We start from the raw sequence: 12679 nt of genomic DNA, 5'->3' as shown, positions 1-12679 counted from the left end.
GCGTTCGGCAAAGCCGAACACCCTACAATGTAGGCTTACCGTAGGGTGGGCGGGTTTCCCGCCCACGCGTTCAACTGAAGTGATCCCACCCGCTCAGCTTGAGCTCGAGCGGCGCCCCTTGCGCATCCACGAAACGCAAGCCCGGTTCCGCCTCGATGGCGCCGACGCGCGTCACCGGCGTGCCGCTGGCGCGCCCTGCCTCCAGCACCGCCGCACGCTGGGCCGCCGGCGCCGTGAAGCACAGTTCGTAGTCGTCGCCGCCGGCCGCGGTGAACCTGCGCCGCAGGTCGCGCGCTTGCCGCGCCAGCACCGGCCCGGCCGGCAGCGCATCCACGTCCAGCGTCGCCCCGACCCGCGAGGCGGCCAGGATATGCCCGAGATCGCCGACCAGGCCGTCCGAGATGTCGAGCGCCGCATGGGCGATCGGCTGGGCCGAGAGCGCCAGGCCCAGCGCCACGCGCGGCGCCGGCATGTGCATCCGCTGCGCCGCCTGCGCGTGGTCCGCTTCAGGCAGCGCTACTTCGTTCCAGTAGCCTGCCAGCGCCAGGCGCGCGTCGCCCAGCGTTCCCGAAATCCAGATGTCGTCGCCCACTTGGGCCGCATCGCGCCGCAGCGCATGCCCCGGCGCCAGTTCGCCGAACACCGTGATGCAGATGTTGAGCGGCCCCTTGGTGGTGTCGCCGCCGACCAGTTCGCAGCCGTGGGCGTCGGCCAGCGCGAACAAGCCGCGCGAAAATCCCTCCAGCCAGGCCGGATCGGCGGCGGGCAGGCTGAGCGCCAGCGTGAAGGCCAGGGGGCGCGCGCCCATCGCCGCCAGGTCGGACAGGTTCACCGCCAGGCTCTTGTGGCCCAGCATGCAGGGATCGGCGCCGGCGAAGAAATGCCGGTCCTCGACCAGCATGTCGCTCGAGATCGCCAGCTGCCGGCCCGGCGTCGGAGTGAGCAGGGCGCAGTCGTCGCCGATGCCGAGGTCGGCCCGGCCCGGGCGCGGGCGCTGGAAGAATTGTTTGATGAGGTCGAATTCGGAAAGCATGCCGCATTCTAAACCCCGCATTCATCCATACGCGGAGCTATAAGCTGAGCTCATATGAAAGCTTGACTTATAAGCAAGTCTTATGAATCAAGTCGCTGCTTGTTGAAAATACGTAGCCCTTGTCAACTGTTCGTCTGATAAAATTGGAGGTTCCCCTCTAGTTTCAGGAAAGCTGCCAGGCATGGACTCGTCATCGGACAAGAAAGAAGAACTGCGTCAACAACTGCGTGCTGCAGCGCTCGAATATCACCAGATTCCCCGCCCCGGCAAGATCAGCGTCACCCCGACCAAGGGCCTGCTGAACCAGCGCGACCTGGCGCTGGCCTATTCGCCGGGCGTCGCCGCGCCCTGCGAGGAGATCGTCAAGGACCCGGCCAACTCGTATAAATATACGGCGCGCGGCAATCTGGTCGCCGTGATCACGAACGGCACCGCCGTGCTCGGCCTGGGCAACATCGGCCCGCTGGCCTCGAAGCCGGTCATGGAAGGCAAGGGCGTGCTGTTCAAGAAGTTCGCGGCGATCGACGTATTCGACATCGAGATCAACGAGAACGACCCGGACAAGCTGGTCGACATCATCGCCTCGCTCGAGCCGACCTTCGGTGGCGTCAACCTGGAGGACATCAAGGCGCCGGAATGCTTCTACATCGAGCGCAAGCTGCGCGAGCGCATGAAGATCCCGGTCTTCCACGACGACCAGCACGGCACCGCGATCATCGTCGGCGCCGCCATCCTGAACGGCCTGAAGGTGGTCGGCAAGGACATTAAAAACTGCAAGCTGGTGGTGTCCGGCGCCGGCGCCGCGGCGCTGGCCTGCCTCGACCTGATCGTCGACCTCGGCTTCCCCGTAGAGAACATTTTCGTGACCGACCTGGCCGGCGTGGTCTACAAGGGCCGCGTCGAGTTGATGGACCCGGACAAGGAGCGCTTTGCCCAGGATACCCCGCACCGTTCGCTGCGTGACGTGATCCCGGGCGCCGACATCTTCCTGGGCCTGTCGGCCGGCGGCGTCCTGAAGCAGGACATGGTCGAGTCCATGGCCGCCAACCCGCTGATCCTGGCGCTGGCCAACCCGAACCCGGAGATCCTGCCGGAAGACGTCAAGGCCGTGCGCAGCGACGCCATCATCGCCACCGGCCGCTCGGATTATCCGAACCAGGTCAACAACGTCCTGTGCTTCCCCTACATGTTCCGCGGCGCGCTGGACTGCGGCGCGACCACCATCACCCGCGAGATGGAAATCGCCGTGGTGCACGCGATCGCCGACCTGGCCCACGCCGAGCAGTCGGACATCGTGGCCTCGGCCTACGGCATCAACAACCTGTCCTTCGGCCCGGAATACCTGATTCCGATGCCCTTCGATCCGCGCCTGCTGACCCACATCGCTCCGGCGGTGGCCAAGGCCGCGCAGGACGGCGGCGTCGCCACCCGCCCGATCGACGACCTGGCCGCGTATGCCGAGAGCCTGCAGCAGTTCGTGTACCGCAGCGGCACCTTCATGAAGCCGCTGTTCTCGGTGGCCAAGGGGGCGCCGATGGAAGCCAAGCGCATCGTCTACGCCGAAGGCGAGGACGAGCGCGTGCTGCGCGCGGTGCAGGTGGTGGTCGACGAGAAGCTGGCGCGCCCGATCCTGGTCGGCCGCCCGGCGGTGCTGGAAAAGCGCATCGAGAAGTTCGGCCTGCGCCTCAAGCTCGGCCAGCACGTCGACGTGATCAACCCGGACTACGACGAGCGCTACCGCGACTACTGGCAGGCCTACTACGAGATGGCCAAGCGCAAGGGCGTGACCATCGACCTGGCCAAGATCGAGATGCGCCGCCGCCATACCCTGATCGGCGCCATGATGGTCCACAAGGGCGATGCCGACGGCCTGATCTGCGGCACCTACGGCACCACCTGGATGCACCTGCACTACATCGACCAGGTGCTGGGCAAGCGCGCGGGCACGAACGTGTACGCGGCGATGAACTTCCTGATCACGCCGGACCGCCAGCTGGCCATCGTCGACACCCACGTCAACGAGAACCCGAGCGCGCAGGAGCTGGCCGAGATCACCGTCATGGCGGCCGAGGAGCTGGAGCGCTTCGGCATCCAGCCGCGCGCGGCCCTGCTGTCGCATTCGAACTTCGGCACCGCCAACAGCGCGTCGGCCCAGAAGATGCGCGCCGTGCTGCCGCTGGTGCAGCAGGCCAAGCCGGACCTGGAAATCGACGGCGAGATGCATGGCGACACCGCGATCGAAGCCAAGGTGCGCATGAAGATCATGCCGAACTCGGCCCTGACCGGCGACGCCAACCTGCTGGTGATGCCGAACATCGACGCCGCCAATATTTCCTACAACCTGGTCAAGAGCGCCGCCGGCAACGGCATCGCGATCGGTCCGGTGCTGCTGGGCTGCGCACGGCCGGTCCACATCCTGACCCCGTCGTCGACGGTGCGCCGCATCGTCAACATGACGGCCCTGTGTGTCGTGGATGCAGTTTCACAAAGATAAGTAAGCACTGACCCTCGTTAGAGCACGCGCCTGATGCAGGATTTTGATCTGCATCAGGCGTATTTGTCTCTGAATTTCGTTATTTGTCTTCGCGCAAATACAACGGTAACAAACCGTAAGCGGGCGACGTACCCCAGCCATTTCGGGGCATAATGTTCGCATAAGTGTTGCTTTTATTGCACGAGTTTCTAATGTGCAAAGCTGACACCATCTTCCTCTCTGATACAATCCCGGCTGCCCTGCGTCTGGCTGCTTGCGAGACCACTTCTAGAACCCAAGAACATGCAAACAACAAAAAGAGCCCTGATCACTGGCATTACCGGCCAGGACGGCGCCTACCTGGCGCAGATTCTCCTGGAAAAAGGTTACCACGTGACCGGCACCTTCCGTCGCTCCAGCTCGGTTAATTTCTGGCGCATCGAAGAGCTCGGCATCGACAAGCACCCGAACCTGTCGCTGGTCGAATACGACCTGACCGACCTGTCGTCGAGCATTCGCCTGGTCGAAGGCAGCCAGCCGGACGAGGTCTACAACCTGGCGGCGCAGAGCTTTGTCGGCGTGTCCTTCGAGCAGCCGGTCACCACCGCCTCGATCACGGGCCTGGGCGCGGTCAACCTGCTGGAAGCGATCCGCATCATCAATCCGAAGATCCGCTTCTACCAGGCGTCGACCTCGGAAATGTTCGGCAAGGTGCAGGCGATCCCGCAGGTGGAGGACACGCCCTTCTATCCACGCAGCCCCTACGGCGTCGCCAAGCTCTACGCGCACTGGATGACGGTCAATTACCGCGAATCCTACGGCATCTTCGGTTCCTCGGGCATCCTGTTCAACCACGAGTCGCCGCTGCGCGGCCGCGAGTTCGTCACCCGCAAGATCACCGACTCGGTCGCCAAGATCGTCCTGAACAAGCTCGACGTGCTCGAACTGGGCAACCTCGACGCCAAGCGCGACTGGGGTTATGCCAAAGAATATGTCGAAGGCATGTGGCGCATCCTGCAAGCCGACGAGCCCGACACCTTCGTGCTGGCCACCAACCGTACCGAGACCGTGCGTGACTTCGTCACGATGGCCTTCAAGGGCGCCGGCGTCAGCGTCGAATTCAGCGGCGAAGGCGAGAACGAAGTCGGCCATTGCGCCCGTACCGGCAAGGCCCTGGTGCGCGTGTCGCCCAAGTTCTACCGCCCGGCCGAAGTCGACTTGCTGATCGGCGACCCGGCCAAGGCCAAGCGCGTGCTCGGCTGGGAGCCGACCACCACGCTCGAAGAACTGTGCCAGATGATGGTCGACGCCGACCTGCGTCGCAACGAAATCGGATTCTCGTTCTAGATCATGGAACGCATGGCCACGGATGACATCCCGGCGTTCATCGGCGGGAGAGAAGGCGAGGGGCGGCGCGCGCTGATCACCGGCCTGCGCGGCTTCACCGGCTACTACATGGCGCAGGAGCTGACGGCCGCGGGTTACCGCGTCTACGGCACCGTCCTGCCGGGCGAAGAGTGCGGGCCGGATGTCTTCGAGGTCGACCTGTGCGACTGCGACGCCGTGGCGCGCGTGGTCGACGCGGTGCAGCCCGACGTGGTCGCGCACCTGGCCGGCATCGCCTTCGTGGCCCACACGAATTCCGAACTGATCTACCGCGTCAACGTGGTCGGCACGCGCAACCTGCTGCAGGCCCTGGCCGATGGCAAGCACCGCCCCACCAGCGTGCTGCTGGCCTCATCGGCCAACATCTACGGCAATGCCAGCGTGCCCGTCATCGACGAGAACGTGCCCCCGAGTCCGGCCAACGACTACGCGGTCAGCAAGCTGGCCATGGAATACATGGCGCGCCTGTGGATGGACAAGCTGCCGATCACCATCGCGCGCCCGTTCAACTATACGGGCGTCGGCCAGACCGAGAACTTCCTGCTGCCCAAGATCGTCTCGCACTTCCGCCGCAAGGACCAGCGCATCGAACTGGGCAACCTGGCGATCGCGCGCGATTTCTCCGATGTGCGCATGGTGGTGCGCGCCTACCGCCGCCTGATGGCCGTCGCCCCCAGGGGCGAAGCCTTCAACGTCTGTTCCGGCAACTCGCACTCGCTGGCCAACCTGATCGACATGATGAGCGAGATCGCCGGCTACCACATCGACGTGCACGTCAATCCGGCTTTCGTCCGCGCCAACGACGTGCTCACGCTGTCGGGCAGCAACAGCAAGCTGACTGCCGTCATCGGCCAACTCGACCCAACGCCGCTGTCCGAGACGCTGCGCTGGATGTACCAGGCGTGAGCGCGGGCGGTCTCACCGTCGGACTCGGAACGACCATGATCGAACCGGGCCTGACCGGCGGCCGCCTCGATGGCATCGGGGTCTACACCCGCGCGCTGATGCGCCACCTGCCGCGTACCGGCTGCAGCGTGTCGCCGTATTCCTGGCCGCGTTTCCGCGCGGACGGCGGCATCAGCATCGGGCAGCCGATGCCGCAATCCTTCGAAACCGCCTCGCTGGTCGACCTGGCCACCCCCGGGGCGCACCGTGTCCACATGCCGGCCGACCTGTTCCATGTGACCGACTACCGCATCGTGCGCATGGATTGTCCGGTGGTCGCGACCCTGCACGATGCGCTGCCCATCAAGTATCCCGAGTGGTGCAATCCGCGCCTGCGCAGCGTCAAGAACTGGCTGCAGCGCAAGGCGACGGCCAAGGCCGACCATGTCATCGCGCTGTCCCACTTCGCGATCGACGAACTGGTGGCGTGCTTCGGCGTGAACCCGAACCGGGTCTCGGTAGTCTACTGCGGCGTGGATGACGAATGGCTCGAGACGCCTCACGCGTCCGAGGTGGCCGCCACGCTCGCACAACTCGAACTCAAGCCCGGTTACTTCCTCACCGTCGGCACGCTGCAGCCGCGCAAGAACGTCGACCGCCTGCTCGATGCCTGGCTGAGCCTGCCCAAGGCCCTGCGCGACGAACGCGCGCTGGTCGTGGTCGGCGCGCGCGGCTGGCGCTGCGAGGCGCTGGTCACCCGTCTCCAGCGCGTGCAGGCCGACGGCGAGAACCTGGTCTGGCTCGACAAACTCACCGACCAGCAGGCGCTGCGCCACCTGTACGCCGGCGCCGGCGTGTTCGCCTTTCCCTCGCTGTACGAAGGCTTCGGCATCCCCGTGGTCGAGGCTTTCGCCTCGCATGTCCCGGTGGTGGCCTCGAACGCCAGTTCGCTGCCCGAGGTGACGCAAGGCGCGGCGCTCGAGGTCGATCCGCTCGACACCGGGCTGCTCGCCGAGGCGCTGCACACCCTGGCGCTCGATCCCCGCGAGCGCGCGCGCTGCATTGCAGCGGGACGCGCGCGCGCCGAACAACTGACCTGGCACGCCACCGCACGGCAGACCGCCGAGGTGTACCGTGCAGTACTTTCGCAGTAAGCTTCCAACATGCGTGTCCTTCATTTCTACAAGACGTACTATCCGGACTCGGTCGGCGGCATCGAACAGGTGATCCGCCAGCTGTGCGTCGGCACGACGCGCCTGGGCGTGAGCAACACCGTATTGTCGCTGTCGCGCCAGAAGGACCTGGCGCCGATCAGCGTCGACGGACACACGGTGCACCGGGTGCCGCTGAACTTCGAGATCGCCTCCAACGGCTGCTCGGTGCAGGCCCTCGGCGCGCTGGCGCGCATGGCGCGCGAGGCAGACGTCGTGCACTACCACTTCCCCTGGCCCTTCATGGACCTGGCCCACTTCATGGCGCGCGTCAACAAGCCGACGGTCGTCAGCTACCACTCCGACATCGTGCGCCAGAAGCGCTGGCTGCGCCTGTACCAGCCACTCAAGTACCGTTTCCTCGACAGTGTCGACGCCATCGTCGCGGCCTCGCCCAACTACCTGGCCTCATCCGGCGTGCTGCAGCGCTACCGCGACAAGACCCGCGTCATCACCTACGGCCTGGACAAGGCCACCTACCCGAACGTCGAACCTTGCCGCCTGGCACACTGGCGCGCCCGGGTGGGACCGAAGTTCTTCCTGTTCGTTGGTGTGTTGCGCTATTACAAGGGTCTGCACGTCCTGCTCGAGGCGGCCAAGGGACTGGACTATCCGATCGTGATCGTCGGCACCGGTCCGGAAGAAGCGGCACTGAAGGAACAGGCCGCGCGCCTGGGGCTGAAGCACCTGATCTTCACCGGCGCACTGGAAGAAGCCGACAAGGCGGCCTTGCTCAGCCTGTGCTATGCGCTCGCCTTCCCCTCGCACCTGCGCTCGGAAGCCTTCGGCATCTCGCTGCTGGAAGGGGCCATGTACGGCAAACCGATGATCTCGTGCGAGATCGGCACCGGCACCACCTATATCAACCGCGACGGCGAGACCGGCCTGGCGGTGCCGCCCGAGGATCCGCAGGCATTGCGCGGCGCGATGCAGGCGCTGTGGGAGCAGCCGGAGCTGGCGCGCCGCATGGGCGCGCGCGCCGAAGCGCGTTACCACGAGCTGTTCACGTCCGAGCAGATGGCGGCCAACTATACCGACCTGTACAAGGAGCTGGTGGCGCGCAGGGCGTCCGCGAATGCGGGGGCGGGCGTGGGACTGGCGGGCGTGCCGCCGGCGGGGTGATCGTCGTTGTAGGGTGGTCGGCTCTGCCGACCGCGCGTGCAGCCGGCCTCTGATGGCCGATGCGCGTCATATCACCGTCTAGTTGAACGCGCGGACGGCGAAGCCGTCCACCCTACGAACCCTCAGGCTTCCGCCCAGCGCTCCTGCACCGCCCGCACCGCCGGCATCTGCCCGATGAACAAGTCCACCAGCGCCGGGTCGAAGTGCCGGCCTTTCTGCTCGCGCAGGAAGTCGAGCGCCTCCTGTTCGGTCCAGGCGCGCTTGTAGGGCCGCTTCGAGGTCAGGGCGTCGAACACGTCGGCGATCGCCACGATGCGCCCGGCCAGCGGGATTTGCTCGCCGCGCAGGCCGTTCGGATAGCCGCTGCCGTCATACTTCTCGTGGTGCGTGAGCGCGATCTGCGAGGCCAGCGCCAGCATGCCGCCGGCGTGTTCGCCGATGATCTCGGCGCCGATCATGACGTGGCTCTGCATGATCTTCCACTCGTCCGGATCGAGCGGGCCGGGTTTCTGCAGGATGCGGTCGGGGATGCCGATCTTGCCGACGTCGTGCATCGGGGCGGCGTGCAGCAGGTCGTCGGCTTCCAGTTCGCCCATGCCGGCCGCAATGCCGAGGATGCGCGAGAAGTGGCTCATGCGGATCACGTGCAGGCCGGTCTCGTTGTCCTTGTACTCGGCCGCCAGGCCGAGCCGCTGAACGATCTCGAGGCGGGTCGCGCGCAGCGCTTCCATGCGCACCAGCGACAGGTGGGTGCGCACGCGCGCACGCACGATCGGCGGGCTGACCGGCTTGGTGATGTAATCCACCGCGCCGGCCTCGAAGCCTTCCAGCTCGTCGGCGGTGTCGGTCAGGGCGGTCACGAAGATCACCGGCGTTGCCGCGGTATCCGGATTGGCCTTGAGCGAGGCGCACACTTCGTAGCCGGACATGCCCGGCATCATCACGTCGAGCAGCACCAGGTCGGGACGCTCCTGGCGCGCCAGTTCGAGCGCGCGCGCGCCATCCTTGGCAAACAGCAGGCGATAGTGGTCCTGCAGGATCTGGCGCAGCAGTTGCAGGTTGCTGGCCTCGTCATCGACTGCCAGGATCAGCGGACGGTTGTTCGGTTGGGTCATGCGGATCAATCCAGAAAAACGTTATTCCCCCAGCGTGGCCATCACGGCTTCCAGCTGTTCCAGGGCGGAGTCGAATTCGAAGTCGCCGATCGCGGCCTGGATCTGGGCCACGCGCGGCGCCACCGGATGGCCGGCCAGCGCGGCCGCCAGGCCTGCCAGCGCGGCGTCGTCGAGGGCGCCGCGGCGCAGGGCCTGCAGCAGCACGCCGCCGGCGCGGCGGGCGCGCGCCAGGTCATGCGGGGCGGCTTCAGGCGCCACCGTCGGCTGCGGGCTGCCGGCATGGATCGCGGCCAGCGCCTCGGCCAGGGCGGAGGTCGAGGATTCCAGCGCCAGGGCGGCGTCGCGTTCGTCGGTCGGCACGGCATTGGTGGCCTGCTCGAGCCTGGACAGCGCGTCCGACAGCTGTTCCAGGCCGACATTGGCAGCGACGCCGCGCACCTTGTGCGCGAGCATGCGCAGCGCCTGGTGCGAGCCGCCCGCCGCGTGCATCTGCAGCGTGGCGCCGAGGTCGGCGTACTGGCGGCCGAAATGATCGAGCGCCTCGGCGTAGACGTCGGCCTTGTCGGCCCAGCGGTGCAGGCCGGCGCGGCGGTTCAGCACCGCGCGCGGCGGCGCCGGCAGCACGGCCAGGTCCGCATTCGACTGGGCCTGCTGCTGGTCCAGGCCCAGCACGCGTGCGATCTCGTGCGACAGCGTGAACCAGTCCACCGGCTTGGTGGCGAAACCGTCCATGCCCACTTCGACGCTGGCGCGGCGGTGCTCGGCCAGCACGCTGGCGGTCATGGCGATCACCGGCGTGCGGCGCCGGCCCGTCGCGGCTTCGTGCGCGCGGATCGCGCGGGTGGCCGAGAGACCGTCGAGGGTCGGCATCTGGAAGTCCATCAGCACCAGGTCGAACTCGCCGCTGGTGGCCTGCGCCAGCACCGCCGCGCCGTCCGCCACGGCCGTGAGCGTATGCCCGCGGCGCGCCATCAGGAGCTGCAGCAGTTCCAGGTTCTGCGGCACGTCGTCGGCGGCCAGCACGCGCAGCGGCGGCAGCACGGCCGCGCTGCGCACGCGCGGCGCTTGGCTGGCGAAGCGCGCCAGCACCAGCGGCAGGCGCACGTGGAACGTGGTGCCCTGGCCAAGCTCGCTCTCGGCCCAGATCTTCCCGCCCATCAGCTCGACCAGCTGCTTGCTGATCGTGGTGCCCAGCCCGGTGCCGCCGAAGCGGCGCGTCATCGAGGCGTCGGCCTGGGTGAACGGGTCGAAGATCGCCTGCAGGCGCTCGGGAGCGATGCCGATGCCGGTGTCGCTGACGGCGATGCACAGCTGGTCACCCTCCGCACCGACGCGCAGCGTGACGCTACCCTGCGGCGTGAACTTGATCGCGTTGTCGATCAGGTTGGTCAGCACCTGGCGCACCCGCAGTTCGTCGCCGCGCAGGCCGGTCGGCAGCGCCGGGTCATAGTGGATGTCGAGGTGCAGCCCCTTGGCGCGCGCATTCGGGGCCAGGGTCGAGGACAGTTCGTCGATCAGCGAGAGCAGGTTGTAGTCGTTCTGCTCCAGCTCCACCGCGCCTTTTTCCAGCTTGGCGGTGTCGAGGATCTCGTTGAGCAGGCGCAGCAGCGAGCGGCCGGCGTTGCGGACGGTATCCAGGTGGCGCCGCTGTTCCTTGTTCAGCTCACCGTCGAGCAGCACGTCGGTGAAGCCCAGGATCGCATTCATCGGCGTGCGGATCTCGTGGCTCATGTTGGCCACAAACGTGGCGCGCGCGGCGGCAGCCTGTTCGGCCTTGTCCTTCGCCTCGCGCAGCGCGTCTTCCATCTGGCGGCGTTCCGTGATGTCGAGGATGACGCCGTCGAGCCAGCTCATCTTGCCCTGGTCATCGCGCACGCCGCTGCCGTTTTCCCACAGCCAGCGCACACTGCCGTCGGCGTGCAGCAGGCGATATTCGACCAGGTAGGGGCGGTTCTCGCGCAGCGCCGCCTCCAGTTCCTCGTTCACCAGCACGCGGTCGGTCGCATGGATCAGCGTGCCGAACAGGCGGCGCGGCCGCTCGCCGATGAAATCCGCCGCCGGATAGCCGGTGACGCGTTCGACGGCGTCGCTGATGAAGACCATCGGCCAGTCGCCCCCGAGCATGCAGCGGAAGGAGACACCGGGGATGTTGCCGATCAGGGAGCGAAACTGGGCCTCGCTGGCATGCAGCGCCTGCATGATGGCGCGGCGCTCGCTGATGTCGGTGATGAAGCAGACGAACAGATCCTGCTTGTCCAGGCGCGCGTGGCCGATCGCGCGGCGAATCGGTACCAGGCTGCCGTCCTTGCGCTTGCCCATGATCTCGCTGCTGCCGGACATCGCGCTGGTGTAGCCGTCGAGCATGAGACCCAGCAGGCCGTCGTGCGAGGCCGCGTCGTCGTCGGCGATCAGGAGGCTGGCGCTGCGGCCGACGATCTCGTGCCGCTCCCAGCCGAAGATACGCTCGGCCGAGGCGTTGAATTCGCTGATGGTGCCGTCGCGGGCGATGGTGATCACGCCATCCACCGTGGTGGTGAGCAGGGCGCGCATCCAGGCTTCGCTGCGGCGCAGGTCGATGAACATCTGGCGGTAGCGCAGCAGGCCGTTGGCGGCCATCACCAGGCCGGTGAAGGCGACGGTGGTCAGCGAAATCGCGATCGCCAGGAACGAGCTGCTCGCGGTGTCGATGGGCGCACCTGCGGCGCCTGCCGGCACCTGGCCGACGAAGCGCGCGGCGGCCATGCCGGTGTAGTGCATGCCGGCGATGGCGCAGCCCATGACGCTTGCGGCCAGCAGCAGGCGCTGCGATTCGCGCAGCGACTTGAAGCGCGACAGGCCGAAGCGCACGCCGAGCGCCAGCGTGGCCAGCACCACAGCGACCACGATCGACAGGGCGAACATGGCCGGATCGTAGCGCAACTCCAGGCGCATCTGCATGCCGGCCATGCCCGAGTAATGCATGGCGCCGATGCCGGCGCCGACCACGATGCCGCCCACCAGCAGCCCGGCCGGACCGAGGCGCTGGCGCGAGATCAGCGCCAGCGCCACCGCCGAGGCGCCGATGCTGGGCAGCGCCGACAGCAGGGTGACCAGCGGGTCGTAGGTGATGGGCGTGCAAAGGTTGAACGCCAGCATGCCGATGAAGTGCATGGCCCAGACGCCGGCCCCGAGGGCAAGGCTGCCGCTGGCGAGAACGAGGGCGCGGTGGCTGCGGCTGGCAGCCGCCTGGCCGGCGATCTGCAGGCCCATCCACGAAGAGAAGATGGCGATCAGGACCGAAAGCAACACAAAGCGCGGTTCATAAGCGCCGAATGTGAGCAGCGATGGATCGTCCGGAACGGAAAATAATTGCAGCATGGGCGACTTTTGCGATGAACTGGGCAATGAAAAGCGCCCGAAAAAGGTCTGGGCAGTATCGCATTTTCACGTAGGAAAGTCTTGTTGTGATCCGGCA

The 12679-nt window shown here is 66.8% G+C and carries 8 protein-coding genes; 5 read left to right on the top strand and 3 right to left on the bottom strand.

Going from position 1 to position 12679, the window contains the following annotated elements:
• Nucleotides 1–70 precede the first annotated feature (70 nt).
• Nucleotides 71–1033, bottom strand: coding sequence for a thiamine-phosphate kinase (thiL, locus tag IM543_21760; GenBank protein ID QOY94092.1), 963 nt, complete (start codon nt 1031–1033; stop codon nt 71–73).
• Between the two features lie 211 nt (nt 1034–1244).
• Between thiL and IM543_21755 the strand changes: the two genes are divergently transcribed.
• The 5 genes from IM543_21755 to IM543_21735 all read left to right on the top strand — a co-directional run bounded on the left by IM543_21755 (nt 1245) and on the right by IM543_21735 (nt 8110).
• The gene (locus tag IM543_21755) at nt 1245–3527 is read left to right on the top strand and encodes an NADP-dependent malic enzyme (GenBank protein QOY96803.1); all 2283 of its coding nucleotides are present in this window, start codon (nt 1245–1247) and stop codon (nt 3525–3527) included.
• Between the two features lie 282 nt (nt 3528–3809).
• Nucleotides 3810–4853 (top strand): GDP-mannose 4,6-dehydratase, encoded by a 1044-nt coding sequence (gene gmd / locus IM543_21750; GenBank protein QOY94091.1) that lies wholly within the window; start codon nt 3810–3812, stop codon nt 4851–4853.
• Nucleotides 4854–4856: 3 nt separating this feature from the next.
• Nucleotides 4857–5798, top strand: a complete 942-nt coding sequence (locus tag IM543_21745) for a GDP-mannose 4,6-dehydratase (GenBank protein QOY94090.1) — start codon at nt 4857–4859, stop codon at nt 5796–5798.
• 35 nt (nt 5799–5833) lie between these two features.
• The gene (locus tag IM543_21740) at nt 5834–6931 is read left to right on the top strand and encodes a glycosyltransferase family 4 protein (protein ID QOY94089.1); all 1098 of its coding nucleotides are present in this window, start codon (nt 5834–5836) and stop codon (nt 6929–6931) included.
• Nucleotides 6932–6940: 9 nt separating this feature from the next.
• On the top strand, nt 6941–8110 hold the full coding sequence (locus tag IM543_21735; protein QOY94088.1) for a glycosyltransferase family 4 protein: 1170 nt from the start codon (nt 6941–6943) through the stop codon (nt 8108–8110).
• Nucleotides 8111–8232: 122 nt separating this feature from the next.
• On the opposite strand, the gene IM543_21730 is transcribed toward IM543_21735, so the two are convergent.
• Both IM543_21730 and IM543_21725 read right to left on the bottom strand, forming a co-directional pair.
• Entirely contained in the window at nt 8233–9225 is a 993-nt protein-coding gene (locus IM543_21730) for a response regulator (GenBank protein ID QOY94087.1), read from the bottom strand.
• A gap of 21 nt (nt 9226–9246) precedes the next feature.
• A complete protein-coding gene (locus IM543_21725; GenBank protein QOY94086.1) occupies nt 9247–12582 on the bottom strand; it encodes a PAS domain S-box protein in 3336 nt (1111 codons plus the stop codon).
• Between the last annotated feature and the right edge of the window lie 97 nt (nt 12583–12679).

It is taken from the genome of Massilia sp. UMI-21 (assembly GCA_015277795.1).
Taxonomy (GTDB): Bacteria; Pseudomonadota; Gammaproteobacteria; order Burkholderiales; family Burkholderiaceae_D; genus Telluria.
The sequence above is the reverse complement of the archived record's forward strand: the minus strand, read 5'-3'. Positions and strand labels throughout refer to the sequence as shown.

Coding starts and splice junctions, on each gene's coding strand:
- thiL (QOY94092.1), bottom strand. CDS start 1,033: ATGCTTTCCGAATTCGACCTCATCAAACAATTCTTCCAGCGCCCGCGC.
- gmd (QOY94091.1), top strand. CDS start 3,810: ATGCAAACAACAAAAAGAGCCCTGATCACTGGCATTACCGGCCAGGAC.
- IM543_21745 (QOY94090.1), top strand. CDS start 4,857: ATGGAACGCATGGCCACGGATGACATCCCGGCGTTCATCGGCGGGAGA.
- IM543_21740 (QOY94089.1), top strand. CDS start 5,834: ATGATCGAACCGGGCCTGACCGGCGGCCGCCTCGATGGCATCGGGGTC.
- IM543_21735 (QOY94088.1), top strand. CDS start 6,941: ATGCGTGTCCTTCATTTCTACAAGACGTACTATCCGGACTCGGTCGGC.
- IM543_21730 (QOY94087.1), bottom strand. CDS start 9,225: ATGACCCAACCGAACAACCGTCCGCTGATCCTGGCAGTCGATGACGAG.
- IM543_21725 (QOY94086.1), bottom strand. CDS start 12,582: ATGCTGCAATTATTTTCCGTTCCGGACGATCCATCGCTGCTCACATTC.